This window comes from Bifidobacterium mellis (genome assembly GCF_000967265.1).
In the GTDB taxonomy this organism is placed as follows: Bacteria; Actinomycetota; Actinomycetes; order Actinomycetales; family Bifidobacteriaceae; genus Bombiscardovia; species Bombiscardovia mellis.
The window spans coordinates 821,272-848,061 of record NZ_KQ033885.1 but is presented as its reverse complement, the minus strand read 5'-3'; the positions used below and the strand labels follow the sequence as shown (position 1 = coordinate 848,061).

The 26,790-nt window shown below is 57.1% G+C and carries 22 protein-coding genes and 1 tRNA gene; 9 read left to right on the top strand and 14 right to left on the bottom strand.

Features of this window, described 5'->3' with window-relative positions; all coding sequences use genetic code 11:
• The first annotated feature begins 882 nt into the window (after nucleotides 1-882).
• The 3 genes from JF70_RS08495 to JF70_RS03740 all read left to right on the top strand — a co-directional run bounded on the left by JF70_RS08495 (nucleotide 883) and on the right by JF70_RS03740 (nucleotide 8,196).
• Nucleotides 883-2,619, top strand: coding sequence for an McrB family protein (locus JF70_RS08495; RefSeq protein WP_052690724.1), 1,737 nt, complete (start codon nucleotides 883-885; stop codon nucleotides 2,617-2,619).
• Nucleotides 2,616-4,103 (top strand): 5-methylcytosine restriction system specificity protein McrC, encoded by a 1,488-nt coding sequence (locus JF70_RS03745; protein WP_082069376.1) that lies wholly within the window; start codon nucleotides 2,616-2,618, stop codon nucleotides 4,101-4,103. Before JF70_RS08495 ends, JF70_RS03745 begins: the two co-directional genes overlap by 4 nt.
• Nucleotides 4,104-6,663: 2,560 nt before the next feature.
• Nucleotides 6,664-8,196: an ATP-binding cassette domain-containing protein gene (locus JF70_RS03740; RefSeq protein WP_045935338.1), complete on the top strand. Its 1,533-nt coding sequence runs from the start codon at nucleotides 6,664-6,666 to the stop codon at nucleotides 8,194-8,196.
• Between the two features lie 234 nt (nucleotides 8,197-8,430).
• On the opposite strand, the gene JF70_RS03735 is transcribed toward JF70_RS03740, so the two are convergent.
• Nucleotides 8,431-8,507 (bottom strand) — tRNA-Pro (locus JF70_RS03735).
• A gap of 178 nt (nucleotides 8,508-8,685) precedes the next feature.
• Between JF70_RS03735 and JF70_RS03730 the strand changes: the two genes are divergently transcribed.
• From JF70_RS03730 to JF70_RS03705, 6 genes are all read left to right on the top strand, one after another.
• A complete protein-coding gene (locus tag JF70_RS03730) occupies nucleotides 8,686-10,116 on the top strand; it encodes a UTP--glucose-1-phosphate uridylyltransferase (RefSeq protein WP_045935337.1) in 1,431 nt (476 codons plus the stop codon).
• Nucleotides 10,117-10,259: 143 nt separating this feature from the next.
• Entirely contained in the window at nucleotides 10,260-12,215 is a 1,956-nt protein-coding gene (locus tag JF70_RS03725; RefSeq protein WP_045935336.1) for a helix-turn-helix transcriptional regulator, read from the top strand.
• A 21-nt stretch (nucleotides 12,216-12,236) separates the two neighbouring features.
• Nucleotides 12,237-12,560 carry a hypothetical protein gene (locus JF70_RS03720; RefSeq protein ID WP_045935335.1) on the top strand — a complete coding sequence of 108 codons (324 nt, stop codon included), beginning with the start codon at nucleotides 12,237-12,239 and terminating at the stop codon, nucleotides 12,558-12,560.
• Between the two features lie 13 nt (nucleotides 12,561-12,573).
• Nucleotides 12,574-15,138, top strand: coding sequence for a DEAD/DEAH box helicase (locus JF70_RS03715; protein WP_045935334.1), 2,565 nt, complete (start codon nucleotides 12,574-12,576; stop codon nucleotides 15,136-15,138).
• A gap of 83 nt (nucleotides 15,139-15,221) precedes the next feature.
• Complete coding sequence (locus tag JF70_RS03710) at nucleotides 15,222-15,569, top strand: RNA polymerase-binding protein RbpA (RefSeq protein WP_045935333.1); 348 nt, start codon at nucleotides 15,222-15,224, stop codon at nucleotides 15,567-15,569.
• Entirely contained in the window at nucleotides 15,562-16,293 is a 732-nt protein-coding gene (locus JF70_RS03705) for an HAD hydrolase-like protein (protein WP_045935332.1), read from the top strand. Before JF70_RS03710 ends, JF70_RS03705 begins: the two co-directional genes overlap by 8 nt.
• Before the next feature lie 248 nt (nucleotides 16,294-16,541).
• Here JF70_RS03705 and JF70_RS03700 read toward each other — a convergent pair whose 3' ends face one another.
• From JF70_RS03700 to hisI, 13 genes are all read right to left on the bottom strand, one after another.
• Nucleotides 16,542-17,138 (bottom strand): MerR family transcriptional regulator, encoded by a 597-nt coding sequence (locus tag JF70_RS03700; protein WP_045935331.1) that lies wholly within the window; start codon nucleotides 17,136-17,138, stop codon nucleotides 16,542-16,544.
• Between the two features lie 13 nt (nucleotides 17,139-17,151).
• Nucleotides 17,152-17,595, bottom strand: a complete 444-nt coding sequence (locus JF70_RS03695) for an FHA domain-containing protein (protein WP_015021766.1) — start codon at nucleotides 17,593-17,595, stop codon at nucleotides 17,152-17,154.
• A 6-nt stretch (nucleotides 17,596-17,601) separates the two neighbouring features.
• Nucleotides 17,602-18,435, bottom strand: a complete 834-nt coding sequence (locus JF70_RS03690; protein ID WP_052690722.1) for a DUF881 domain-containing protein — start codon at nucleotides 18,433-18,435, stop codon at nucleotides 17,602-17,604.
• 4 nt (nucleotides 18,436-18,439) lie between these two features.
• Entirely contained in the window at nucleotides 18,440-18,772 is a 333-nt protein-coding gene (locus JF70_RS03685; RefSeq protein WP_015021764.1) for a small basic family protein, read from the bottom strand.
• Between the two features lies 1 nt (nucleotide 18,773).
• On the bottom strand, nucleotides 18,774-19,730 hold the full coding sequence (locus tag JF70_RS03680; protein WP_045935330.1) for a DUF881 domain-containing protein: 957 nt from the start codon (nucleotides 19,728-19,730) through the stop codon (nucleotides 18,774-18,776).
• Entirely contained in the window at nucleotides 19,723-20,355 is a 633-nt protein-coding gene (locus JF70_RS03675; RefSeq protein WP_045935329.1) for a CDP-alcohol phosphatidyltransferase family protein, read from the bottom strand. Before JF70_RS03675 ends, JF70_RS03680 begins: the two co-directional genes overlap by 8 nt.
• Before the next feature lie 4 nt (nucleotides 20,356-20,359).
• Nucleotides 20,360-21,211 (bottom strand): ATP phosphoribosyltransferase, encoded by an 852-nt coding sequence (gene hisG / locus JF70_RS03670; RefSeq protein WP_045935328.1) that lies wholly within the window; start codon nucleotides 21,209-21,211, stop codon nucleotides 20,360-20,362.
• Nucleotides 21,212-21,262: 51 nt separating this feature from the next.
• Entirely contained in the window at nucleotides 21,263-21,526 is a 264-nt protein-coding gene (locus tag JF70_RS03665) for a phosphoribosyl-ATP diphosphatase (RefSeq protein WP_045935327.1), read from the bottom strand.
• 31 nt (nucleotides 21,527-21,557) lie between these two features.
• Complete coding sequence (gene rpe / locus JF70_RS03660) at nucleotides 21,558-22,223, bottom strand: ribulose-phosphate 3-epimerase (RefSeq protein ID WP_045935326.1); 666 nt, start codon at nucleotides 22,221-22,223, stop codon at nucleotides 21,558-21,560.
• Between the two features lie 90 nt (nucleotides 22,224-22,313).
• A complete protein-coding gene (gene lgt, locus JF70_RS03655; RefSeq protein WP_045935325.1) occupies nucleotides 22,314-23,225 on the bottom strand; it encodes a prolipoprotein diacylglyceryl transferase in 912 nt (303 codons plus the stop codon).
• A 37-nt stretch (nucleotides 23,226-23,262) separates the two neighbouring features.
• Entirely contained in the window at nucleotides 23,263-24,162 is a 900-nt protein-coding gene (trpA, locus tag JF70_RS03650; protein WP_045935324.1) for a tryptophan synthase subunit alpha, read from the bottom strand.
• Nucleotides 24,162-26,267 (bottom strand): tryptophan synthase subunit beta, encoded by a 2,106-nt coding sequence (gene trpB / locus JF70_RS03645; RefSeq protein WP_045935323.1) that lies wholly within the window; start codon nucleotides 26,265-26,267, stop codon nucleotides 24,162-24,164. Before trpB ends, trpA begins: the two co-directional genes overlap by 1 nt.
• Nucleotides 26,268-26,331: 64 nt before the next feature.
• Nucleotides 26,332-26,745 (bottom strand): phosphoribosyl-AMP cyclohydrolase, encoded by a 414-nt coding sequence (hisI, locus tag JF70_RS03640; protein ID WP_045935322.1) that lies wholly within the window; start codon nucleotides 26,743-26,745, stop codon nucleotides 26,332-26,334.
• Nucleotides 26,746-26,790: the final 45 nt, after the last annotated feature.

Sequence of the window (26,790 nt, the reverse complement as noted above, 5' to 3'; positions counted from 1 at the left end):
ACTCACAAGCCATTAATGACAAACGAAGTCCTTTTGAGCCAAAAGACCAGGTACGGTATAGCGGTTTACTTCCAACGTCTGGACAATTTAGGCGAGAGACCTGTCCCTATTTCCAACAATCAGCTTCATACACGGATCAAACAGTGAGCGCTCCAGTCGGGAAACACAGTGGACCTTGCCTTGGAACGCAAAATCAGAGATAATCCTTTTTTAGGAGTAACGATTTGCAGAATGGTTCAAAACGCTGGACTCGTTGAGAATTCCAGCACAGATTGCATCCCTCGTACATCAGAAGAAACTTCGTCTGGCAACACTGACTGCAAGGCTTAGGGGCCCACAGGAATGCCTATAACTTATAGGCACCGTAATCGGTCCAAAAAAAATACACTCACCATCCAGAAATACAAAGCTACAAAAACAAGATTAATATTAGAATCTTAGAAGAATTAATTCGTTCAAAAAGTTATAAGAAACGTTTATTCGTTGAGGCAATGAACTGGTTATAAACCAAATCAGACTTCACAATAAACCTCAATACTACAGATCTTCTTATTCGAACCTTTTACAACTCAGGGGAATAAGAGGTTGATAAATCAACCAGACAACTCAAAATTATGTTGTGCTGAGGGTATAATCTAAGTTTAGGCGGTAATAGCTTGTTATCCAGTAAAATTACCAACTACGGTAGATTTGAACAGGTATCACCAAAGTGAGGGGAACACATTGATATCGACGGAATCGGACAAATGGAAGAGCAGCAAAGAAACGCCTGCAACCATTCAAGAAGAAAGATTCAAGAATTGGAATAGGACACATCTAATAGATAAGGGTACTTTACCAAGAGGAAACTATACATATACGCTCGAAAGTACGCTTAGGAATATGAAAACTAGGCTCCTTGACCAAGCTGGAAGTCAAGTTGCGACTGCTGTCAAAGAATCAGCTTTTGATTATCTTACTTACGACGAATTCAAACCTATTTACGATCAAATCTTAGCTGACTCAGATTTTAAGAAAAATTCCAGTGCTTTACATCATTATGATATGAAAGCAGGCATAGATCGATATAAACAATTTCTTTTTGAGTTCCGCCAAACGGAAGAGGATTATGAAAAGTTCGCTCGTTTACTGGATTTCTTCATTAAACACAATGACGAAAATGTAGAAGCAAAGAAAAACGGTTCACGCCTCGAGTATACGAACAGCACGCAGAGAGGTTTTGCGGAACATTGGAAATTGGACGATGGCTTTAATGTCCTTTCAACAGGCATGGATTTCACCTTGTGGTTCTTTAAAAATGGGGCTTTTGCTACACCTAATTCCACGTATATAAATGTAAACGGAACCTTCCTTAATATCCGTCCGATTTTCAAAGAGAAAAGTAAAAGTATTACAGGGTTGCGCGCTGGCTGGCATCCGGTCAGGTCAGAACCATGGCAGAAAGAACTGCCCTCACTTTCTTGCTCTGTAGATGATCTTGATTTGTCAGCAAAGAGACCGAACCGACTGGTCAAGCAAATGCTTGATTTAATTGTCCAGCTAAACAAGATATATAGAACTTATAGGACTGGTAAAACTAAAATGCCTCACAACATGACCTCGGAACAATACAGCAGGCTCAGTGAACGAGCAAAACAACTACTAGAAGTCAGAAACATTATTTTCCATGGTGCCCCGGGAACCGGAAAGACTACAGTCGCCAGGAAAATAGCCGCTGAATTGCTATGCCTAGACTATGACAACGATGAGCAACTAAACGAACAACTCAATGAAAGTCCGCAATATGAATTTGTCCAATTTCATCCTAGCTATGACTACACGGATTTCGTAGAAGGCCTTCGACCTGAGACAACAGCATCAGGCAATGTGGGTTTTCAACTGTATCCTGGGACGTTTACTAAGTTCGTCAACGAAGCAAGAACTAATCCAGAGCAGAATTATGTGATTGTCATTGACGAAATCAACAGAGGAGATCTGTCGAAGATATTCGGAGAGCTGTTCTTCAGCATCGACCCCGATTACCGAGGGAAAAAAGGGAGTGTTGACACTCAATATACCAACCTCCATTCTTCAGCTTATAAAAAACGTGGCGGATTGGATGCAGGCCAGAAGTTTTATATTCCCGGGAATGTATACATCATCGGAACTATGAACGACATAGACCGCAGCGTAGATTCCTTTGATTTTGCTATGAGACGCCGCTTCACTTTTGTCGAAATAACTGCAGAAGAATCGGCGAAAGCTCTTGACGGTACGCCCAATGGGGATAAAGCAAAGAGCATGATGACAGCTGTAAATAGCAAAATAAGCGACTTCTTAGGGACAGATTATGTGTTAGGAGTCGGATACTTCCTCAAGATAGCACAATCAAGAGAAGATAAGGCACCTATGGAACTTTGGAAGAACCATCTCGAACCATTGCTGACTGATTATCTGAGGGGTATGGATGATGCCGATAGAAAATTAAAAGAGATCCATAAAGAGTTTGAAACAAGTGATGCTTCTAAAGATAAAAAGGAAACCACAACAGGGAACGATTCCTCCAGTGCCAAACACGAATCCACTCAGGAGGATGACGCACCCACAGCTAGCAGTGATTCAGACTCCAGTGAGGCATGAGAAAAGTGGTCAAAAGCGCTTCAGATGCAGGCCAGCAGTTCTGGTACATCACGGATAACAGCCCTATTGAAGATGACTTATTTACTTCAACCGACCTCTGTAAATCGTTACGGAATCAGACAGTAGAAACATTACTGGATGAAGAAGGTATTATTTATGTAGGACAGGACGAGGATGGGGATGTTGATGTAAGTCTCAACCAGCGCGTTATTGGCACTTATCAGGGCAAGACAAGAACGCAAAACCTTATAGGAGTGCTTGGGGACGACCATGATGTAGTTAGCATATCCACACGATTTTTCAAGCGGAATGAAGAACCTGTCCACATAGAGAATGACTATTTCTTCGCGTATCTATTGGAGAAGGTTCTACATGTAGATGTAGCAAAGGGATTCAACTTTCCACCTCTTAAGAACAACCGCTGGAAAAAGCTGCTGATACTTTTATTCCCATATTTCTTGAGTAAAGCTCTTCAAGTCGGTGCATACAAAATGTATGTGAGGCGAGAGTATAACGACTCACGGCTGAAGGGTACGGTCGATGTAGCGAGGTACCTCAGCATTGATATCCCTTTCATCGGGCGTGTGGCGTATACCACCAGGGATCTTGATCTTGATAACCCCGTCAGTGAATTAATCAGGCACACAATTGAATATATTGTTTCAGGATTTAAAATTGGACAGCAGTTGCTTAATGGCAACAAAAACGTCAGGGACAATGTACGAACTATCCGGCTGAGGACTCGGCGATATCTCAAGTCAGAAAGAAACAAGATCATAGACTGGAATATCCGGCATCCCGTTGTCAATGAGTACTTTCGAAGTTACAGGCTACTACAAAAAATATGCGTGGCTATCTTGTGCCACGACTCCATATCAGCAAGTGCCGTAAGGAACGGTCACATCAACGGCATTCTATTCGACTGCTCATGGCTATGGGAGGAGTATCTTAACGTTCTTTTGCGCAACAAATGTAAGGGCCTATCTTTCGTTCATCCGCGCAACAAGTCGAAAACCGGAAAACAATACTTGTTCGGCAAGCCTGAAAAACATGACCGAAATTCTGAAGTCAAAGGAGTTACCGGACTTATATATCCTGATTTCTTAATAAGCAGTGCTCCCATCGTAGTTGCTGACGCGAAATACAAACCGGTGGACAATATTTCTGGTGCAGACTATCTTCAACTACTGGCATACATGTATCGGTTTGATTCCCGATATGGACAGTACTGGTATCCAGAACCACAAAAGGATGATAACTGCAAACCAAATGTAAATAGACTTGAATTGCTCACTGGGATCGATGACGGTGAGCAAAGTAAGCAATTCAGACAGGAGGAGCAGAAAGTCGTACTCGACAAAGTTGGTTTCCCAATTCCCGGTGGAGCATCGACTTATGAGGAGTACTCTTCGTCTATGCAAAAGAGCGAAGAACAATTCGCACAATCAATCATGGCATTGCAAAATCATGGCATTGCAAGCTAAATCGTGGCTATCCGAGAACGTTAATCCGCTCTACAGCAAACCAGGCCCTTTAACCTCAGAAACCTTGCTATCTGATCAGACCGGTGGTATTAAACATGTGATTCCTAGAAGTGTGCGTTTATAACTTCGTAAGCTGTGACATGCAGTTTTTTCTTAATATTCTTACATTTTTAGCGTTCAGCAGGAGTACATCGCTATGCGCTTATATAGCGTCTCTATCCCCCCCCCCCCTGGAGAACCAATGGCGGTATCAAAAGAATGCTCGAATTCAGCGACACATATAAGATATAACAAGATTGAATAAAACGGCCGGCTTACCATATTTATTCGCATGTGGGGCTGAAATGCGTGTCGCCCGGATAATTGAATGGGATAACAACAGCAACTACCGGCCTTATTGACAAGAGCACATCTTGAATTGAAGCGCATACACGTTCAAGACTAAACCTTGCAATATCAGCCTAGCCTATCAGTTTGATATGCAGACTTTATCGGATAAGAGAGTAATCATGACCGGTACCCTCTGTTCGTTAATGCCTGCTGTTGAGTTGTGATCTGGATAGATTGAGAACACGAACTCAGGGCTGTAAGGATATCAGTAAGATGCCATAGCCGGGAAATGGACAACCCTGATGATCCAAGAGAACGTTCTAGCTGCCACATCAGCGAACGTCCCGATAAGGGAGTGCATACTCCGAGGCAAGACCTCGTCTTTTTAGTGGGTATAAGAAAAGAGCACTTTCCTCTGCCGAAGCGATGCTGGATTAGAATACAAAAAATCGCAAACAATTTACATGTTGACAGCGCGAACGCTGAAAAAATAAAACGGCGCTAATAATTCACGAAAATGAATCCTGACCATACGGTGTTATTACTAATAACGCATAGTTAAAGGGTGGGCGAAGTTTGATGACAATGATATGGATTCATTCCTTGACATGTACTCGCCCTATACTAGGGATGGTAGTGTGTAGACTGCTTTTGTCGTCCAGCCAATCCCACTAAAACCTAATCGCCATTAGTAGGCGCAGGCCGATACCAGTGAAAAGGGGTATCTATGAAAGTGGTTGCGATAATAATGAATGTTGCGAGCATATTTGGTTTAGCTGTCACAGCTGCCATACAAATTCGAGCTGGCTATTACAGCGACGAGCACTCTAGCCTCTTTACTCAGTTCGATTCGACGCAATCAGATCTTGCATGGATTTGTGCCTTGCTATTTTTTATTCTTTTCGTATTATCACTTTCAACACTGATTTACTTTGTCGAACAAGCAAAACGGAAGTCACCGAATCAATAAGTACACCTTTAACGAATCCTGTTCCACACCAAAAATACATTTCATAAATGTCGTGTCACCTGCCGCTGAAGGCAGAAACTACAGCATTTTATAGCTTTGTCCCTATCCAAAATCTCTGGCAATAACGCTAGGTATAAAACAATAGAAGCCTTGCAAGAACTCGTCATCAGCAAATCCGACAGTGTTCTATGTCAGGCGAGTTTGTATAACACACTCACTAAAGGCTTTCAAACAACTTTTTACTTGCAATTCAAATGTCTTGCCGGACCTACGGGATTTTGACACGCGCCCCTCCAAGAGAGGGCCGCTGTACTTGTACGAGCTAGTTACCTTTGACTGTTGCCAGTATCAACTAGAATTCAGGCGATGCTAGCAAGCTCCCACTACTAATTTATACGAGCTGAAGTAGATAATTGGTGCACCATTGTGCCAAATCGATTTTTCTATGATTTTCGAAAGATGATAGACGGAAATCCTTGCTGTTCGACAAATCTTAGCGTAACTATACTCAACTTCCTAGAGATGGAATGATACCGAGGAATGGAAAATTAGACATTTACGGACATACATAATTGTTATCTCGCTATATGTTGAATATCAGAAAATGCTGGCCAATTAGTAACTCCATCTTACTGACATACCCGGTCATTCTTGCAGTCTAAGTAAGTAACTTTTGGCTATGGCAATCATCGAAAATCGTAGCGGATCAGCTACCAGAGCCCTGTCAAACTACATCAACTCGACCAACTCCCGAGTTCGCAACAACTATGTATGAGAATCAAAATCTCGTTGATTCCTCAACTAATCCTCTGCAGGCAACTCGGTAAACCAATATCAGGCTGAAACACGGTGCGAATGAGGAGACTCCAGATTAGAGTTGGGAGAAGAGCGCTATTTGGAAGGCCTGCCCCATATGCCAAGGCAGTCCAAGTGAAAGAGGACATGGACTTGCGTCTGTGATGAGACAGTTGCCCAGACGGTCAGTTAGACCGTCAGAACTGGTGAGCCTTGTTCCAATCCGCCACCCGCGCAAAGTAATCAATGTACGAGCTCCCCGGTTATTCGCGGTGACTGTCTCCAGAAGGGGAGTCTTCAGGCCAAAACTTCTGTCACTCGTATTCTCGCCATCCACTGCAACATGCCCACATGATGCCAACGGGCCAAAGCTACAAGGTGACGGGCTGAGAAACTGATCGACCAGTCACAGCCGAAGATTCCCCTAATGATGAACCAGACCGCATCACCATCAGAAGGAAACCCATGCCGAACCCTAGTATCATCACCGTCACCGACCTCGGCTTCGCCTATCCGAGCAGCCCATCCGCCATTTTCGAGCATCTGTCCGCGACCCTTGACCGGGGCTGGACCGCCCTGCTCGGCGACAACGGCTGCGGTAAAACCACCTTGGCTCTGCTCCTGTGCGGACGCCTATCGCCGACCCAGGGAAGCATCAGCCCGAAACCCAACAGCTTGGTCTGCGAATACTGCCCCCAGGACATCGCCGAGCAACCGCATAACCTGGACGATTTTGCCAACGACTGGTCACAGCGGACCGTTGCCATCAGGCGGACCCTGGGCATAGCAGACGATTGGGTCTACCGGTATCCGACCCTCTCCGGCGGTGAGGCGAAGCGCCTGCAAGTGGCCTGCTCCCTCAGCCGGGAACCTGACCTGCTGGTCCTGGACGAGCCGACCAACCATGTGGATGCAGCGACCAGAACCCATATCGGCAAGGCCATGGACTGCTTCGCAGGCATCGGTCTATTGATCTCTCACGACCGGGCCCTGATCGACGCCAGCTGCCCTAGGTCGTTGGTTTTCCGCAAACGTCACACGCAGGCCGGCAATGTGCTGACGCTGACCCAGTTCAAAGGCAGGCTGGCGCAGATCGAGGAGCAGGAGAAGGCTGAAGACCGTCACGCCCAGGAGGAATTGGATAGCAACCGCCGGGAATTGAGCAGGCTCAAGCGGTTCAAGGCTGCACGCTTCCAGAAACTCCAGCATGTGGATGCCCTGAGACAGCAGGGAGGCCGGATCGACCCACACGACCACGACGCCCGGAACATTCACAAACTGGCCAAACCCGGGGCCTCGGGAACAGCAGCTGCCCGCGGCTATCGGCAAGCTGACGCGCGCATCGCCGCGACCAGCAGAAAGAACGCCGACCTACAGACTGCCGCTAAACGCTATGACGGGAGCATGAGCCTGCAGGCCGAAGCCAGCCACAAACGTGAATTGGTCCGAGTTGATGGCGGCGACCTACGTGACTGGATGGAAAGACATGGCGTCGAAGACAGCCAGCATGGGCCAGCTCTAAAAACCATCACCATCGGGCCGAAAGACCACATCGGCATCAGTGGTCCGAATGGACGTGGTAAGTCCACCTTGCTCGAGCTGCTTGCCGCCCGTCTGCCCACGGATCTGCCCCGCCTGATCCTGCCTCAGATCATTGGCTCGGCACGAATACACAAGGCCTTGGAGGACGCGGTCGCGCTGCCGGGGACTCAGAAAAAGAAACTGATGTCGGCTTACGGCCAGCTCAACGCTGATCCAGAAGATCTTCTGGCCGGTCACGAACTCTCTGCGGGCGAGGGCCGCAAACTATTGCTGTGCCTGGGATTCTTAGAGCATCCCCAGCTACTGATCCTGGACGAACCGACCAATCATCTAGACCTTCGCTCCCAGGCCGCTCTGGCCGAGGTGCTGGCACCCTACCAGGGAGCCCTGGTGGTCGTCTCCCACGATGAAGGCCTCCTGGAAGCTGTAAGCTCAATCCGCTGGGAAGTCGAATGATTCCAGGACACCCATCAGCCTGATATTAGTGTGCGGGTTAGGGGACGCGAGTTAATGATATACCAGTCGCCATGCGACCTCCATATGAACATGTCGCCCCAATCCACCACAGTGCAGTGCAGCTAAAAGAGCGAAGAAACGAGAAGAACCAGTGATATGTCAAATATGTGCCTGGAGCCGGGAATACAGGTAATAAAAGATTCCAAGGCCTAAGACCTTGGAATCATTGCTATATGGTCGGGCCGGCGGGATTTGAACCCGCGACCCCTTGACCCCCAGTCAAGTGCGCTACCAAACTGCGCTACGGCCCGACGGTGCATCAGCACCGAGTAGAGATAGTAGCACAGCGTCACCGGGCCGACAACGGTCCGGCGAGTCCCGGTAGACCTGTCCGGACAGACCGGGCACATGATCGACTTGCTATCATGATTCTGGACGGTCGGCGCAACCCGCGTCGGCCGCGAGTCGTTCCAGCCCGGAAGGGGTTCCATGAGCACAGACGTTTTCGACCTTTCGGCCGCAAAGATGCGCGACAAGGGCATGAGCGAAGTCTCCATCAACCAGTTCAGGCACCTTTACGAAACCTGGGAACGGGGAGATGCCAAGGCCTGCGTGCGCGAGAAGGATGTCGTCCCGCTCAAGGACGTGCCCCGCACCAAAGACATCCACGACACCATGGACATGGACATGGCCCTGGACGCATTCTCCCGCACCGCCTTCATCAAGCTCAACGGTGGGCTGGGCACCTCCATGGGCCTGGAAAAGGCCAAGTCCCTGTTGCCCATCCGTCGCCACAAGGCCCGTCGGATGCGCTTCCTGGACATCATCATGGGCCAGGTGCTGACGGCCCGCAAGCGCCTAGGGGTACCCCTGCCGCTGATCTTCATGAACTCCTTCCGCACATCGCGCGACACCATGCGCGTGGTCAAGCAGGACCGTCGCTTCGTCCAGAACGGCGTGCCCATGGAGATCATTCAGCACATCGAGCCCAAGATCGACGCCGACACCGGCCGTCCGGTCGACTTCCCGGCCAAGCCCGACCTGGAATGGTGCCCTCCCGGCCACGGCGACATCTTCTCGACCATCTGGGAGACCGGCCTGCTGGACACACTCAAGGAGCAGGGGATCGACTACCTGTTCATCTCCAACTCCGACAATCTGGGCGCCCGGCCTTCAAGGACCCTGGCCGGCTATTTCGCCCAATCCGGAGCGCCCTTCATGATCGAGGTGGCCAAGCGGACCGAGGCTGATCGCAAGGGCGGCCACATCGTCATCGACAAGGCCAGCGGACGCCTCATCCTGCGGGAGATGTCCCAGGTGGACCCGCATGACCGCAGCTCGGCCATGTCCATCCGCAAGCACCCCTACTTCAACACCAACAGCATCTGGGTCAGGGTCGATGCCCTGCGCGACAAGCTGACTGAATACGACGGCGTGCTGCCTCTGCCCATCATCGAGAACCGGAAGACCGTCGACCCCACCGATCCTTCCACCCGCCCCGTGGTGCAGCTGGAGACCGCCATGGGCTCTGCCGCCACGCTCTTCGAGGGGGCCATCTGCGTGCAGGTGGATCGTATGCGCTTCCTGCCGGTCAAGACCACCGACGACCTGTTCATCATGCGCTCCGACCGCTTCCATCTGACCGACTCCTATGAGATGGAGGACGGCAACTACGATTTCCCCAACGTCCAGCTGGATGAACGCTACTACAAGTACATCGCCGACTTCGACGAGCGCTTCCCCTACGGGGTTCCCAGCCTGGCGGCTGCCAACTCGGTCACCATCGAGGGGGACTGGACCTTCGGCAGGGATGTGACCCTATATTCCGATGCCCATCTGAGCGACCAGGGGCGCTCTTCATACGTACCCAACGGTCAGTATGTGGGACCCCAAGGGATCGAACCGGACGAGTGGGTCTAAGGCCAGGCGCAACAGGGTTCAGCCTGTCAAGAAAAGGGACCATATTTGGGTGTTTGGCTCCCACGGTCCTGAAAATCCATCTATGATAGGTAGACGTGCGTTAGGCGCACTGATACACAAATTTTAACGATACGCGAGGACTGATGGCAGAAGGCACGAACGGAAGACGGCGTTTCTCGGATAAGTGGGGCAAGCACGAACTCGATGTCCTAGCCGTCTTATCGTCCGCTTTCCCGCAATGGCTTACATCACGGCAAATAGCGCAACGGGTCAAGGCCTATGCCGACTCCTACGGCGAGCTGGCCGACCAGGCCGCCAAGGCTGCCTTTGCCAAGCAGTTCCAGCGTGACCGGGCCAAGCTGGCGGCCATGGGCATTGCCATCGAATCCCGTCAACCCGAGTATTCCTCCAAGTCCGAGGGCCAGGATTTCGCCTCCTACCGTCTGCAGCTGGGGGACGAGCCCCGCATCCGTATGCACTTCAACCAGGAAGACATGCCGGTACTGGCCGCAGCCAACTACCTCGCGCGATCCATTGCCATGTCCCAGGAGGCGTGCGAGGAGCCGACCCGGCCAGTCTCACGCACAACGCCCCGAGTGCCACAGGTGCCCATCCCTGGCCTGGGTCTGGACTCCATAGCTCCGGGACTGGGTACTCAGCGCATTCCCGATAACCTGGTCAAGGTCATCGATTCCCGCCGCTTCGCCGCCACAGTGGACGTGGACGGGGAGAACCTGAACGTGGCCTATGCCGACTCGGACGATCTGGCCATGTTCGTCCTGGAGCACCCCGATGCCTCCATCGTCAGCCCGCAGGAGGCTGCGGATGCTTTCCGGCGCCGTCTGGATGCAGCCACCCGCTTCAAGCTGGCCGACGAGTCGCAGAGCCCCGGCGCGGCAACGGTCATCTCCCCGGAGATTGCACGAACCAGCGTCGAGCATTTCGCCAGTGACCTAAGCGACGACGACACCGACCTACGGCACGCCCGCAGGGCCAGTGCATCATCCTTCCAGACCGGGTCCGAGGTGGACCGCCGACTGCGGCTCATGCTTTTCCTGTCCGCACATCTGGGCGAGGAGTTCTCCCTGGCCGAGTTGGCCGATCGCTTCATCGGCCACCCCAGCAGCAAGGAAGAGCTGCGCAAGTACGTCAATACCATCCACAAGGACATCAACACCCTGACCACGGTTTCGGATGACGGGGAGATGGCCGGCAGCCAGTTCTTCGACATTGACTGGTCCCTGCTGGATGACAGCGGCATCGTCTCGGCCACCAACTCGCTGGGCTTGGAGCGACTGGCCGGCATTTCACCCCAGTACCTGAGCATGCTGACCGCCTCGCTCAACTACCTGGCCCATTCGCCCCTGCTGCCCGAGCAATCCCGCACCCAGGCCGAGTCGCTCTACCAGCGCCTGCGCAAGCATGTAGGGCCGGGCGAGACACCCTGGCTCTCCCTTACCGGGTACGAGACCGAGCCCAAGAGTTTCTCGGTGGTACGCCGGGCCATCAAGACCGAGTGCCTGCTGGACATGGAGTACACGGACGCCGCCGGCCGGACCCGCCGCAAGGTGGTGGCCCCCGCCAAGATCTTCGTGGATGAGGGTGTCTACTATGTCGCCGCCTGGACCGATATCGGCGATGCAGCGGAGGGCACCGAGGCCGCGGATGCTCCCTCGGATTCCAGCCGCCACCTCAAACAGGGCACCGGACGCAACAGGCAGTGGCAGGTTCTGCGAATCGCCAGAATCGAACATGCAACCATCGTCAAGCCCAGGCACAAGGTGGAGTTCCCGGATGTGCCTGTCAGTGAGCTGCGCAAGTGGTCCTTCGACAACGGCACGGCTGCGGTCTTCATCACCGACCGGCCGGACCTGCCCTACATCAAGTCCCTGCCGGGTGCCTCTGTGGAGCCCTGCGGGTCCGGGCAGAAGGTTCACCTGACCGTTTCCTCGGACTCCTGGTTCGTGGCCTTCTGCATCGCCCACGCCAAGCACATCACCGCAGTGGCGCCCAAGACCCTGCGCACCATGATCCTGGCCCGTGCCCAGCGCGAGATCACCATCAGCGACGCTCACGACAAGGAGCAGGGCCGGCACTAGTCCCGGTCGGAGAGGAGTGCCATGCCTGGATGGATCTGGATCCTTCTTGTGATCTTCATGCTGGCCATGCTGATCGGCGGAGCCGTCTACGCCATCCGCCACGCCATGGCAGCCAGCCGCTCCATAGGGCGGGTCTCGGACGATCTGAACCGTCACATGCCGCAGCCCCCGGCAGCAGGGCAGTCCCAGGCAACGGATAGGACTAAAGGTCCGGCCTTCGCCCTGCCCCTGTCGCAGTCAACCGAGCGATACAGCCAGGCCCATGCCCTGGTGCTGGAGCGCAAGGAGCAGCGCAGGAGGAACCACGGCCGCATCTGGCGGCGGTGGAAGCAGTTCAATAGGTAGTTCTTGGAGGAACATGTCAGGTCATCGTCACCACGGACAGGATTCAGCAGCATCCGAACCGGGGCCGGCGGAACGCTACGCCCGTTTCAGTCGCCACCGCAAACGCATGACCGGGGCGCCCGCACGCTTTCAGTCCAAGCTTCCCTTCCCCCTGGATGACTTCCAGCTGGAGGCCATCACCGCCCTGGAGGATGGCGACAACGTCCTGGTGGCCGCTCCCACCGGCGCCGGCAAGACCATCGTGGCCGATTTCGCAGTATTCCTGGCCCAGGAACAGAACGTCAAGACCTTCTACACGACCCCTATCAAAGCCCTGAGCAACCAGAAATACCATGACCTGGTCGACCGCTACGGCGAGGATCGGGTGGGGCTGCTGACCGGCGACACCTCCATCAACTCCGAGGCGGACATCGTGGTCATGACCACCGAGGTCCTGCGCAACATGCTCTACGAGCGGTCCTCCACCCTGACGGCACTGAAGTACGTGATTCTGGACGAGGTCCACTATCTGGCCGACCGCTTCCGGGGGCCCGTCTGGGAGGAGGTCATCATCCATCTTCCGGCCTCCACCCGCATTGTGGGGTTGTCTGCCACCGTGTCCAACGTGGAGGAATTCTCCGACTGGATCTCCTCGGTGCGTGGACGCACCCATCTGGTGGTCTCCGAGCGCAGACCCGTGCCGCTGGAGCAGCACGTCCTGGTCCAGGCCGACAGGCACACCGAGCCCGAGATCCTGGACCTGTATCGGCACGATGGCTCTGGAAAGCAGACCCCAAAAATCAACCCGCGTCTGGTCTCCCGGCTGGCCCAGCTGGACAAGGCCGGACAGGAGCGCATCCAGGCCCGCGACAAGGGGCATCATCATCGCCATGGCCGAGGCGGCAGGCCGGAGCGAAGGATGGGGGAGCGGTACCGTCCAAGCCGGGCTGACGTGGTCGATGAGCTGGACTTCATGGACATGCTGCCCGGCATCTACTTCATCTTCTCCCGCACCGGCTGCGACCAGGCCGTCCAACAGTGCATTCGGGCGGGGTTGCAGCTGACCACCGACGAGGAGGCCCGCCGTATACGGCACATTGTGGACTCCATGGCAGCAGGGCAGCTCAGCAAGGAGGATCTCAAAGCGTTGGGATTCTCCCAGTTCCGCTTCGCTCTGGAGCAGGGCTTCGCCGCCCATCACGCCGGCGTAGTCACCCTCTTCCGGCAGATAGTCGAACATCTGTTCGAGTTAGGGCTGCTCAAGGTGGTCTTCGCCACCGAAACCCTGGCCCTGGGCATCAACATGCCCGCCCGCTGCGTCGTGGTCGAGAAGCTGGAGAAGTTCGACGGCACCGGGCATGTGGCCCTGACACCCGGTGAGTTCACCCAGCTGACCGGTCGGGCCGGCCGACGCGGCATCGATGACATCGGCCATGTGGTGGTGGTCGATCACCGGGACTTCAGCCCCAAGACCATGGCAGCCCTGTCCAGTAGGAGGGTCTACCCGCTGCACTCCAGCTTCCGGCCCACCTTCAACATGGCCGTCAACCTGCTCAATTCCTCCAGCTACAGCCGGGCCCGGGACACCCTGGACCATTCCTTTGCCCAGTGGGAGGCCAACCGATCGGCCTCGGAGCTGGAGGAACGCATCGAAACCCTGACCAGCGGCCTGGAGGACTACCGGAAGGCCGCCCAGTGCAGCCGTGGCGATCTGATCGAGTTCATGCGCATCCGTTCAGCCCTCTCCTCGGCCCAGAAGAATGATCGCCGCCGCCTGAAGCGGCAACGATTCACCAGCGAGAAGGCCCGCGACCGGGCATTCCGTGACCTTGACCGGCACATCGACCAGCTGCGCGAGCAGGAGCGCAATCATCCCTGCCGCCAGTGCCCGGACCTGCCCAAGCACCTGCGCTGGGGGAACCGATGGATTCGCATGGACAAGGAGCTGCAGCGCACCCGGGAGCAGTACGAATCCAAAACAGGGTCGGTCTCACGCCAGTTCGACAGGATCTGCCAGATTCTGGCCGACCTGCGCTACACCCGGCCTGTGGACCCTGACGACTGCCGACTGACCCGGAAGGGCCAACTGCTCAGGCGCATTTACAGCGAGCAGGATCTGAGCCTTGCCGAGATTCTGGATCGGGGCATCCTCGACGATCTGGAGCCCCCTGAGCTGGCGGCCGCAGTCTCCGGACTGGTCTATGAATCCCGCCGTGGGGTAGGGGAGCAGCCGGGGGAGAGGGCCGGATACCGGGCTCCCGGGCTGGTTGAGGCCATGGAGGATATGAAGCGTCAGTGGTCCCAGGTGCAGGAACGCTGCGATCAGGCCGGGTTGGAACTGCCCCCGGAACTTGACTTTGGCCTGGGGCCGACCATCTACGACTGGGCCTGTGGCGACTCGCTGACCACCATCCTGCGCGACAGCGACCTGACGGCGGGAGACTTCGTGCGCAACGCCAAGCGCCTGTCCGATGTGCTCACCCAGATCGTCCAGGTGGAACCCTACCTGGGCAGGGGAGGGCATCACCTGGCCAGGACTGCCAGCATCGCCGCCGACCAGGTCAATCGCGGCATTGTGGCTTACACCGGCGTGGAGTGAACACGGGCCCAATCAGGGAATAAGTTTCAGGTCAACACTGTTCTGTAGCTTGGAAGCAGGACGGACACGAGTATGGAGGAATCATGGCAGAGCGCAGTCTTCGCGGCATGAGCATTGGGGCGAAGTCCCTAGAATCCGATCAAAATGTGGACTTCGCGGCACGCAGCGAGGTCGCCTATATCTGCCCAAAGGGCCATCGGACCATTCTGCCGCTGGCTGAGGGTGCTGAGGTGCCCCAGGAGTGGGAGTGCCGCTGCGGGCAGATCGCTCACCTTGAGGGACACGACGAGCAGGAGTCCGGCAAGACCGGCAAGCCGACCAGGACCCACTGGGACATGCTGCTGGAGCGTCGGTCCGAGGACGAGCTCAAGGCTGTGCTGGACAAGCGTCTGAAAATGCACCGCGAAGGATGGTTCCCCGACTATGAGTAAATCACCGAGCCGCCTGGTTCTCTTGGATCTGGACGGCACCCTGACAGCTTCTCATCCGGGCATTATCGCCTCTGTGATACAAACTTTCAAAGAGCTTGGTCATCCTGTGCCCGATGAGGGCGCGCTTCGACGATTCATTGGACCGGCTATCGAAGTGTCCTTGCGCCACAACGGCATCAGAGAGGAAGATGTCGATAGGGGCGTGCAAATCTACCGGCGTTATTACAGCGGGATAGCAGCCTTCGAGGATCCGGAGCATCCAGGACACCAGGTCCCTGGACGCCTGCTCGCTACGGTCTTTGACGGCATTCCAAAACAGCTGAGTCGTATGCGTCAGCATGGTCTGACTATAGCTGTGGCCACCTGCAAACCCGAGTATCAGGCTCTGCCGGTCTGTGACCACTTCGGGCTGACGCCACTGGTAGATGGTGTCTATGGAGCAAGCAAGGACTCCACAAGGATTACCAAGGCCCAGGTCATCACCTACGCACTTGAGAAGATCGGTTGCAATGCAAAGCTCGGCGACAGGGCCCTTATGGTCGGTGACCGTTGGACCGATGCCGATGGCGCCTTGGAAACCGGCCTGGACTGCCTAGGATGCCGCTGGGGCTATGCCGAACCCGGGGAACTCGAGTCTCACGGCTGCTACCGAATCATCGAGCAGGTCGACCAGCTGTGCCAAGCTGTCGATGATTACTTCGACAACGACCATACCCAGCATTGAGTCGGCCAGAACCGCATAGAACCACATTTATGCTTTAGGGGGCCACCCGAGATCACCCGGGTGGCCATTGATAATTGTGAGCGATGCTCTTGCGACGTCACCGAGACGACCATAATAAAGAGACCATGGAATCGCTGGAAAATCACCGGAAAACGGCGCAATCGAAATCATGACCTAATAAGCCGATAATGTACGTTATGTCAAATTACTTATTGTTTTTCTCCCCTATTGATACCCTCACATTCCGTTCAGGCAGCCCGCTGACGCTGCTCGTGTTGGTGCTCCAGACGCTGACGAAGACGCATGGCCGTCAGCTCGTCGATGGGCCGCTCAGGCAGTCCCGGGGTCAGCTGTCCGGTAGTCAAATCCACATGGTCGCAGGTCTGCAATTCCAAATCCATGCGATGCCAGATTGCGCCCACAGAGACAGCAAAGACGGCACGCCCGGACTGCATCAAGGCGAATACCTGATCGGGGCCTGAGCATTCGGTGACCTCGTCGCCGTCGCAGACCACGGTCACGTGCTCCAGCTGGCCGACGGTCCGACGCTCAAGATAAGCCACAGTGCTCGTGGCGTTGACCAGGTTGACGCCGGCATCCAGGAGTCGCTTGAGAACAGCCAGGATGACGACATCCTTGAAGGAATAAAGCCTGCGGGAGCCTGAACCGTGCGAGGCCTTGATTGATGGCTCCACAATCCGCTTGCGGGCCCAATAATCCAGCTGTCGATAGGTGATGCCGGCCACCTTGGCTGCGACCGTGCCACGGTAGCCACGGGTCGTGCCTTCGGCCTGCTCAGGCGAAAAGAGTTCCCCCTGCACCAGCATCGGCGCCTCTTCGGCCATGTCAAGCCCCCTGTCAGTTCTTGGAGATGACTGCCCGATTATCGAAGTAGACCAACCGGAACTTGCCGATCATGATCTCGTCGCCGTTGTGCAGGTCGGCCTGGTCCACACGTTCACGGTTGACGTAGGTTCCGTTGAGGCTGCCCGTGTCCTCGACACGGAAGCCATGATCGGTCCGTACAAAAATGGCGTGCGCCCTGGAGACCGTCGAGTCGTCCAACAGAATGTCCGCCTTCGGATCACGGCCCACGCTGACCTGGTCCTCATCCAGCAGATAACGCGATCCCGACACCGCTCCCCTGGTGGAGATCAGCAGGGCTGTGCCCTCAGGCAATCGGGCCATGGTCTCCAGGTCGTCCTTGGTCAGTGGACGGTCACCGTTGGAGGTGACTGGAATATTCAGGGCCGGCATGCCGATGATGGTCGTCTCGCCCGCAGTGGGAATAGGTTCTGTCATAACTGCCTATTCTACAGGCTTTGCATACTGATAGTCCTGCACGCGTCGAACCTGGTCGATTTTGACACTATCGGACTGGTCCACCGATACGGATGCATGGAACTGCACCTTGATCCGCGAGCCCACTCCCCCGGCGATCTGAATGGCGTTCTGCAGGCTGTCCGGGTCTCCGATGGCCTTGACCACATATGGGCTGTGCAGCTTGGCGTGGTCGCACTGCAGGCCGGTGCGGGTATCCAGCAGATAGGTGTTGGTGACCACCCGGACATCGTTGAAGGATATGACCTCAGCCCCGGCATTGCGCAGCTCCTCGATCAGGTTGAACATGGTCGAGGCATCCACGCGGTCGCTGTCCTCAGTGACCGTTACGACCACTCCCCTGCCCTGGGCCGGCAGCCGTCCGGACAGGATGCCGCTGCTCTGTTCGTTCTGCTGGGCGATGCGGGCGGCCTCCTTCTGCTTATCGGCGGCGGACTTGATGGAGGTCAGCTGCTGGTTGAGCTGGCTCTTGCGCTCCTCCAGCTTGTCGACCTGATTGCTGGTCTCGTCCAGCACCCGCACCAGCTCTTCCTCGGACAGGCTCTGGTAGGAGGACTGGTTATTGCGCACCTGGACGGCGTACCCGAAGCCCAGCAGCGCACACATAAGGGCAACCAGGACGCTGGTGACCAGCCTGACCCTGGTGGCGTTGGAGTTGAGTGTGCGCAGAGGCCTCCGGCGAACCACAGGGAAAGCGCCGGTCTGCGTATCGTCGGATGGGGCCCTGACCCGCCCAGGCCGCCTGGGTGGAATGCTCTTGGGCATCTGTTCATCGCGTTTCTTCCTGAGGGTGTGTCTCATATGATCACCCCTTGAAAATGAACCGCCGAATAGCGGAGACGTTGGAGAAGATGCGGATGCCCAGAACCACGATCACGGCCGTGGACAGTTGGGAGCCCACGCCCAGCTGGTTGCCCAGGAAGACCAGCAGAGTGGCGGTGATCACGTTGGAGATGAAGGAGACCACGAAGACCCGGTCCGAGAAGCTGCGCTCGAAGTAGGAACGGACCGCGCCCATCAATGCATCCAGGGCCGCCACCACCATAATGGGCAGGTAGGGCTGCAGGACGATGGGAATGTCGGGCTTGAGGAAGATGCCCGCCACCACGCCTAGGATCAGGCCGAGAATTGCCGACATGTCAATGACTCCTTCCGGCATAGGACAGATTGGGCAGACCGACAGCATTCAGGTTCAGGCGCCGCTGCTTATTCACATTGACGGTGATGTTCGCATTCTTCAGGTCACGCAGACGATTCTGCAGATCGCTACGAGCCATCAGATCAGACAGGGCGCCCTGGTCGCCTATGGCCTCGATCTTATAGGGCGCCTCAATGGAGGCGGTCCCCACCAGGATGGTCTGACCGGCCGTGCGCACTGAAGTCTGCGTTCCTATTCTATTGCCGTTGATGGCGATGGCCTCGGCTCCCGCAGACCAAAGCTTGGTCAGAAACCACTGCAGGTCCTGGTCCGTGACCAGTTTGATCTGATCAGCATTGTCCCGGGCATCCTTGGAGGCTATAGGGTTGGCCAGGGTGATGACGATGCCCTGGCCCTGCACCTTGCTGGTACCGTTGGTCAGATCGTCGGCGGTCTGCGTGTCGTTCCGGCCCTGGCCACCCACTTGACCCGAAAGCGTGTCGATATTGCCGTTGAGGTCAGAAATCTGCCCGTTGAGGTCGTTGGCACGCTTGCTGACCGCCTCTACCTGGGTAATCAGCTTTTCGCGCACCTTCTGACGCGGGTCCCTGTGCAGCACCTGCACTATGCCCGTGCCCGCCAAGCCGACCAGCACGCAGATGACGAAGACCAGGATCCTGTTCACCCAGACACTCACCGGTGATCTGCGCTCAGCGGGCAGCAGGCGGGCATCCTCGAACATGGGATCCATGGGACGGTTGGTCAGGTCATCGATCAGCCTCAGGGACTCATCGGCCATGCGCCGACGAATGGACTCCTGGGAGGGCTCGGAGCTCTCCTCATCCACATAGTGGCGCTCCAGGCCGGCAGTGGAATGCGAAAAAGCCGCCCGGCGGTGAATCAGGGCACGGTCGGGCGGCACGGGGAAGGATTCAGGCGTCATCTGTGGCTCAGTCATGATGGCCATCCTGATGGTCCTGATGGTCCTGACGAAGCAGTCCAATGCCTTGACGTGCGTAGATCAGCCCTGCCAGCCAGTAGAGCGCCACACCCCAGATGACGGCGGCAAGAGCCACCAGATGGAAGAAGCGGAAGAAGGCGGAAGTGCCCACATCCGCAAAGATCAGGGCAGGTATGGCAAGCATGAGCACGGCCGTTCCGGTCTTGCCCGCGAAGTGCACCGGCAGAGGGCCGTAGTTGTGTTGGGCCAGAGCCAGAACCAGCAGGCCCATGAGCACATCCCTGGCACCGACCAGGGCCAGAAGCCACCAGGGCAGTATGGAGGCGATGCTCAGGGCAAGGACAGAGCAGAGAATGAGCAGACGATCGGCCACCGGGTCCAGAATCTGCCCCAGCTTGCTGACCTGGTTGAACCTGCGGGCAATGACCCCATCCATACCGTCCGACAGGGCCGAAATCAGCATGACCACCAGGGAGATGATCAGATGCCGGTTGGCCACCAGGTAGGCAATAAGGGGTATGGACAGGATACGAAGCAGGCTGATGACATTGGGTACGGTGAGAATCACCGACCTCGGCTCAGGGCTGTACCTGCTGCGTGAAATTCGATCGATCAGTGCCATCCGACTACATTCTAGAGGCTTGAAGGGCTGTTACAAGGATGGCGCGCGCGCCAATTTCATAAAGCCGGTCCATGAGGTTGTTCACCTGGTCCCTGGGTACCATGGCCCTGACCGCCGCCCACTGCTTGTCGTGCAGGGAGGAGACTGTCGGAGACTCATACCCGGGCGTGATGCCCACAGCCATGGCTACACGCTCAACCGGGATGTCGTAATCCATCAGTACATAGCGGCGGGCTGTCAGCACACCCTCCAGCCTACGGGACATGACCGCCAGGCGCTCATCATCCGGATCCAGGCGGGGCGACCTGATGAGAATACCCTCCGACTTCAGAATGGGATCGCCGAAGACCCGAAGCCCGGCGTTGCGCAGGGTGGTGCCGGTGGAGACCACATCGGCTATGAGGTCAGCCACCCCAAGCTGAACCGACGACTCCACTGCCCCGTCCAAGTGGATCAGTTCAGCCTTGAGCCCCTTACTGGTCAGGTAGTCTTCAAGAAGCCGGTCGAAGGTGGTGCCGATCCGCTTGCCGTCCACGTCCTGCAGGGTGTTGATGGAGCTGGCCTCCGGAGCGGCGAACCTGAAGGTGGAAGCGCCGAATCCCAGCTGGGCGACCTCGACGGCCCCGGTACCCGAATTCAACAGAAGATCACGCCCGGTGATGCCCAGATCGATGGTTCCCAGGCCGACATAGACCGCTATATCGTTGGGCCTTAAGTAAAAGAGCTGGATGTCGTTGTCGACGTCATCGACTACCAGCTGCCGATCGTTGGAACGCAGACGATAGCCGGACTCTGACAATAGTCTCCATGCGGGCTGGGACAACATGCCTTTATTGGGCACCGCGACCTTCAACACGGCAACCTCCTAATTGCGGAAGCGAATCTACAGCGGAATGGGATTGGGGGGTCACAGGTACCTGTAGACATCCTCCAAGGTAATGCCCCGATCGATCATCATGACCTGGATGTGATACAGCAGCTGGCTCATCTCCTCGGCGGTCCGCTCCTTGCCCTCGTACTCGGCTGCAATCCAGGTCTCCCCGGCCTCTTCATTGATCTTCTTGCCGATGAAATGCGTGCCCTTGTCCAGCTCTTCAACAGTCAAGGATCCTTCCGGGCGCTCCTTGGCCTTGGTCGTGAGCTCCTCAAACAACCCATCGAAGGTCTTCATCTGGCTATCTCCGTTCTTCCTGCAAAACCTGTCAGTCCTTGTAGCTTACCTGCGCGGCCTGCCTGATCTGGTCAATGGCCTTGGCCGGGTCGTCGGCACCGTAGACCGCAGAGCCTGCCACCAGGACATCGGCTCCAGCCTCTGCGACGATGGGGGCCGTGGTGGGGCTTACCCCGCCATCCACCTGGATGTGGGTCTTGAGTCCGCGGGCGGTGATCTGGTCACGCAGGCGGCGGGTCTTGGGCATCTGATTGTCCAGGAACTTCTGGCCGCCGAAGCCTGGTTCCACGGTCATGACCAGAATCATGTCAAATTCATCGAGAATATCGAAAATGGGCTCCACGGGTTCGGCAGGGCGCACGGCCAGACAGGCCTTGACCCCCATGTCGTGCAGCTGGCGGGCCAGACGGACCGGGGCATGGACGGCTCCGGTGTGGAAGGTGACGGAGGCGACACCCAGCGTGGCGAATTCAGGGGCCCAGCGGTCGGGGTCCTCGATCATCAGATGCACGTCAACCGGCAGGTCGGTCACCTGGCAGATGCGCTCCACCACAGGCTCGCCAAGCGTCAGGTTGGGAACGAAATGGTGGTCCATCACATCCACGTGGACCATATCGGCATTGGCAATAGCCTTGAGATCCCGCTCCAGGTTGGCGAAATCGGCGGAAAGAATGCTTGGTGCTATCTGAATGCTCATGAAGATTATTCTATGTTGTGCGGAAGACTGGCGGCACCGGTTTGTAGCTCAATTACACAGGTCCCGACCCTTGGGTGGCCGACCCCCGCCCTACTTGCTCCGGGCCTCGGATTCCTGACGGACCTCAAGCTCGGTGATGGTCCTCAGCTTTTCGGACAGCAGGGAGGTCGGCTTGCCCTTGCGCCCGATGAGGACGAAGGCTGCAGCCGCCAGGAAGAAAACCGTCATGGACACCCAGACATTGATCCTGACCCCCAGGAATTCGTGGGCGAAGTCGATGCGAAGGGCCTCGATCCAGGTGCGCCCCAGGGTGTACCACATGACATAGAGGGCGAAGAGGGAGCCGGCCTTGAGGACGTTCACCGCCTTGTGGCCGATCCAGACCAGGAGGGCCGCGCCGATCAGATTCCAGATCATCTCATACAGGAATGTTGGCTGGAAGAGGGTGCCGGTCGGGCAGGTGGCCCCGTCATAGCACTGTTCGCTGCTGCCGATGGCGGAACCCGCCGCGTCGATCTTCAGGCCCCAGGGCAGCGTGGTGGGAGCCCCGTAGAGCTCCTGGTTGAACCAGTTGCCCAGCCGCCCGATGGCCTGTGCCACCAGAAGGGCTGGAGCCACGCTGTCGGCCAGCAGGGCGGTCGGGTAATTCTTGTGACGGCACCAGGCCCAGGCCGCCAGAGCTCCCAGGAGGACCGCACCCCAGATGCCCAGGCCTCCACGCCAGATGCGCAGGATATCCGCTGGGTTGCCATCGGCTCCGAAGTAGCGTTCGGGGGTGGTGATGACGTGATAGAGCCTTGCGCCGACGATGCCGGCCGGTACCGCACAGATGGCGATGTCCAGAATCTGGTCGGTCCGGCCACCCTCCTTCTTCCAGCGTCTGGCCGTGATCCAGGCAGCCACGATGATGGCCAGAAGCATGGTCAGGGCATAGAACCTGATGGTGACCGGCCCCAGTTGGAAGCTGGATATTCCCGGCGATGGAATGTAGGCAAGCGTCATAAAGCCCCAATCTAGCCCCTGGGCCTTACAGCCCCGCTCACTTCCTGGCCTGGGAGATGCCCCAACGCAGGTCGGAGCAGACCTCGGCCAGGGCCTCCAGTGCCTTTCTGCGGTCCTTCCGTGGCCTGCCCTCGTCATCCAGAAGACAGTGGACCAGGGCCGAGCCGACGATGACCCCGTCCGCGTAGGCGCCGACCTGGGAGGCCTGCTGGGCGGTCGAAACCCCGATGCCCACGCACACATAAGGGGCGCCCGCATGCCTGACCCGAGCCACCAGGTTCCGGGCCGAGTCGGACATGCTGGTTCGCTCGCCGGTCACGCCCATCCGAGAGGTCGCATAGACGAAGCCCCTGGCGGCTCGGGAGGTGAGTTGCAGACGTGCATCGGTGGAGTCGGGCGAGACCAGATAGACCCGATCGAGGCCATAGCGGTCCGACTGCTCTATCCATTCCCCGGATTCGTCGACGATCAGATCCGGGGTGACCAGCCCTGACCCGCCTGCCTCGGCCATGCGCTGTGCAAAATCCGCCACGCCGTGATGCAGAATCAGATTCCAATAGCTCATGACCAGAGCCCTTGCGCCGTCCGCCTGGACCTGACGGACCGCATCGAAGACGCCTTCCACCTTGACGCCATTGTCGATGGCGCACTTGCTGGCCGCCTGGATGACCGGACCATCCATGACCGGGTCGCTGTAGGGCAGTCCGATCTCGACGATGTCGACCCCGCTTTTCACCATGACCCGCATGGCCTCCAGCGATGTGGGCACGTCGGGGAATCCATAGGGGAAGTAACCGATGAAGGCCGGTCTGCCCTGCTGGCGGAGGGCCTGCAGCGTGGACGCCACCGGGCTGATCGCGCGGCTGAGCCCCTTGGGTTGGACGGGTTGGACGGGCTGGACGGGGGCTTTCTGCCATTGCCATTGCTGGTTGACCATCAACGGGCCTCCTCTTCTGCTTGATCGCTCTTGGCGTGCCCGGCCTGGGCTTCCAGAGCACTGGCCTCCTGCTCGGACAGGTAGCCGAACCATCTGCCCGCCGTGGCCACGTCCTTGTCGCCTCTGCCCGAGATGTTGATCAGAATGACAGGATTCCTGATTCCCTTGCGCAGAAGGTCGATGGCCGCCTTGCTGGCTCCTGCCAAGGCGTGCGAGGACTCCAGGGCAGGGATGATGCCCTCGGTCCGGCACAGGTCGCTGAAAGCCTGCATGGCCTCCTTGTCGGTCGCATAGTCATACTTGACCCGGCCCATGTCGTGCAGCCAGGCATGCTCAGGACCCACCGAGGCGTAATCCAGTCCGGCGGAGATGGAGTAGGTGTCCATGGTCTGGCCCTGGTCGTCCTCCAAGAGATAGGACCTGGTCCCCTGGAAGACGCCGACCTGTCCTGTGCCTGGCGACAGGCGGATGGCGTGCCTGCCCGAGCTGGGCCCGTCCCCGCCGGCCTCGTATGCATAAAGGGAGACCCGGGGATCGTCCAGGAAAGTGTTCATGATGCCTATGGCGTTGGAGCCACCGCCCACGCAGGCCACAACCCCGTCGGGATGGTCGATACCGTATGCGGAAAGCTGTGCGGAGGCCTCTTCGCCGATGATCTTCTGGAAGTCCCTGACGATGGTCGGGAAGGGATGGGGGCCGGCCACCGTGCCCAGCAGGTAGTGGGTGGACTCCACGTTGGTGACCCAGTCGCGCAGGGCCTCGTTGATGGCATCCTTGAGAATCCTGGTCCCGGTGGTCACCTCGACGACTTCGGCGCCCAGCATTCGCATCCTCGCCACGTTCAGGGCCTGTCTGCGGGCGTCGATCTGCCCCATGTAGATTCGGCACTTGAAGCCCAGGAGGGCACAGACCGTAGCCGTGGCCACGCCGTGCTGTCCGGCGCCGGTCTCCGCAATGACGCGGGTCTTGCCCATCCGCTTGACCAGGAGCCCTTGCCCCAGGGCGTTGTTGATCTTGTGGGCGCCCGTGTGGTTCAGATCCTCCCGCTTCAGGAAGACCCTGACCTGGCCGCCGACCCGGTCACTGATCAGCTTGGCGAACCGGGGGGCCGGCGTCAGGGCCGAGGGACGCCCCACATAGACCCGGTTGAGTCTGTTCAGCTCCTCACGGAAGGCCGGATCGGCCTTGGCCTCCTTATAGACACGCTCCAGCTCGTCAAGGGCGCCCACCAGGGCCTCAGGGACGAAACGTCCACCATAGGGGCCGAAATAGGGACCGTCATGGGTCGACAGGGGCCTGGCCTCGGCGGCCTTGAAGCGGTGACCGGCCTGAACCAGCAGACGAACTGTACCCTCCTGGTCCTGGGAGGTGACCAGACCTTCCCCTATCAGGACCGCATCGGCCCCTGCCCGGGCGTAGCGCTCCAGCTCGACCGTGCCGAACACTCCGGATTCGGCCACCTTGACCACGTCCTTGGGCAGGTTGGATGCCAGCCGGGCATACTGGTCGACGTCGACGCTCAGGTCCTTCAGGTTCCGGGCGTTGATGCCGATCACCCTGGCACCGGCCGCAATGGCCCGCTGGATCTCCTGACGATCATGCGTCTCGACCAGGGCGGTCATGCCCAGGCTCCCGGCCAGGTCGAGCAGGTGCCTGAGGCGGGTATCATCCAGGGCAGCCACAATCAGCAGTATCATATCCGCTCCGTTGGCCCTGGACTCCCAGACCTGGTAGTCGGAGACGATGAAATTCTTGTTGAGCACGGGAATGCCGACGGCCTGCCTGACCTGCCGCAGATCCTCCAAGGACCCCAGGAAGCGCCTGCCCTCGGTCAGGACCGATATGGCCGAGGCGCCCCCGTTGGCATACTGTCGGGCCAGGGCGGCCGGATTTTTGATGTCGGCAAGGTACCCCTTGGAGGGCGAGGCTCGCTTGATTTCCGCGATGATCGGAATGCCGACGCTCTCCCTGAGCAGTCGGGCGGCATCCAGAGGTTTGCGCTTCATGCTCCTGACCTGTTGCTTGAGGCTTTCCAAGGGAATCTTCTGTACCCGGCCCCTAGCATCCTCCACGGCGCCGGCCACCAGTTCATCCAAGACGGTCATAGAGCCCTTCCCTCCATTTTCCTGTGTGTTCCCTGCCACAACCTTAGCGTCTTTCTGCACTGGATCACCCTTCCTCGCTCTGCATTTGTGCCTGCGTACGGTTACCCTGCACCGCCGGCAGGGGTCCTCCGGCCTCGAAACATGACCTGTGTCCGGTGTGGCAGGCCGCCCCCACCTGGTCTACTTCGATAAGCAGCGCGTCCCCGTCGCAGTCGATGCTGACTGCCTTGACGTATTGGACGTGCCCGGAGGTGTCTCCCTTGCGCCAGTATTCCTGTCTGGAGCGGGACCAGAAAGTGACCCTACCCGTGGTCAGGGTGCGCCTCAAGGCCTCCTCATCCATGTACCCGACCATAAGCACCTGACGACTGTCATACTGCTGGACCACAGCGGCCACAAGTCCCTTGGCGTCCTTCTTGAGCCTGGCCGCTATGCTCGGATCCAAACGTGCTTCCCGGTCCTTCGAAGACTGTGACATTGATCCTCGTTCTCCTTGATTCATCTGATTGGTTCTGCTGATTGG

What these genes read in the sequence shown, in the direction of transcription:
- JF70_RS08495 (WP_052690724.1), top strand. Translation starts at nt 883, where the DNA reads ATGAAAACTAGGCTCCTTGACCAAGCTGGAAGTCAAGTTGCGACTGCT.
- JF70_RS03745 (WP_082069376.1), top strand. Translation starts at nt 2,616, where the DNA reads ATGAGAAAAGTGGTCAAAAGCGCTTCAGATGCAGGCCAGCAGTTCTGG.
- JF70_RS03740 (WP_045935338.1), top strand. Translation starts at nt 6,664, where the DNA reads ATGCCGAACCCTAGTATCATCACCGTCACCGACCTCGGCTTCGCCTAT.
- JF70_RS03730 (WP_045935337.1), top strand. Translation starts at nt 8,686, where the DNA reads ATGAGCACAGACGTTTTCGACCTTTCGGCCGCAAAGATGCGCGACAAG.
- JF70_RS03725 (WP_045935336.1), top strand. Translation starts at nt 10,260, where the DNA reads ATGGCAGAAGGCACGAACGGAAGACGGCGTTTCTCGGATAAGTGGGGC.
- JF70_RS03720 (WP_045935335.1), top strand. Translation starts at nt 12,237, where the DNA reads ATGCCTGGATGGATCTGGATCCTTCTTGTGATCTTCATGCTGGCCATG.
- JF70_RS03715 (WP_045935334.1), top strand. Translation starts at nt 12,574, where the DNA reads ATGTCAGGTCATCGTCACCACGGACAGGATTCAGCAGCATCCGAACCG.
- JF70_RS03710 (WP_045935333.1), top strand. Translation starts at nt 15,222, where the DNA reads ATGGCAGAGCGCAGTCTTCGCGGCATGAGCATTGGGGCGAAGTCCCTA.
- JF70_RS03705 (WP_045935332.1), top strand. Translation starts at nt 15,562, where the DNA reads ATGAGTAAATCACCGAGCCGCCTGGTTCTCTTGGATCTGGACGGCACC.
- JF70_RS03700 (WP_045935331.1), bottom strand. Translation starts at nt 17,138, where the DNA reads ATGGCCGAAGAGGCGCCGATGCTGGTGCAGGGGGAACTCTTTTCGCCT.
- JF70_RS03695 (WP_015021766.1), bottom strand. Translation starts at nt 17,595, where the DNA reads ATGACAGAACCTATTCCCACTGCGGGCGAGACGACCATCATCGGCATG.
- JF70_RS03690 (WP_052690722.1), bottom strand. Translation starts at nt 18,435, where the DNA reads ATGAGACACACCCTCAGGAAGAAACGCGATGAACAGATGCCCAAGAGC.
- JF70_RS03685 (WP_015021764.1), bottom strand. Translation starts at nt 18,772, where the DNA reads ATGTCGGCAATTCTCGGCCTGATCCTAGGCGTGGTGGCGGGCATCTTC.
- JF70_RS03680 (WP_045935330.1), bottom strand. Translation starts at nt 19,730, where the DNA reads ATGACTGAGCCACAGATGACGCCTGAATCCTTCCCCGTGCCGCCCGAC.
- JF70_RS03675 (WP_045935329.1), bottom strand. Translation starts at nt 20,355, where the DNA reads ATGGCACTGATCGATCGAATTTCACGCAGCAGGTACAGCCCTGAGCCG.
- JF70_RS03665 (WP_045935327.1), bottom strand. Translation starts at nt 21,526, where the DNA reads ATGAAGACCTTCGATGGGTTGTTTGAGGAGCTCACGACCAAGGCCAAG.
- rpe (WP_045935326.1), bottom strand. Translation starts at nt 22,223, where the DNA reads ATGAGCATTCAGATAGCACCAAGCATTCTTTCCGCCGATTTCGCCAAC.
- lgt (WP_045935325.1), bottom strand. Translation starts at nt 23,225, where the DNA reads ATGACGCTTGCCTACATTCCATCGCCGGGAATATCCAGCTTCCAACTG.
- trpA (WP_045935324.1), bottom strand. Translation starts at nt 24,162, where the DNA reads ATGGTCAACCAGCAATGGCAATGGCAGAAAGCCCCCGTCCAGCCCGTC.
- trpB (WP_045935323.1), bottom strand. Translation starts at nt 26,267, where the DNA reads ATGACCGTCTTGGATGAACTGGTGGCCGGCGCCGTGGAGGATGCTAGG.
- hisI (WP_045935322.1), bottom strand. Translation starts at nt 26,745, where the DNA reads ATGTCACAGTCTTCGAAGGACCGGGAAGCACGTTTGGATCCGAGCATA.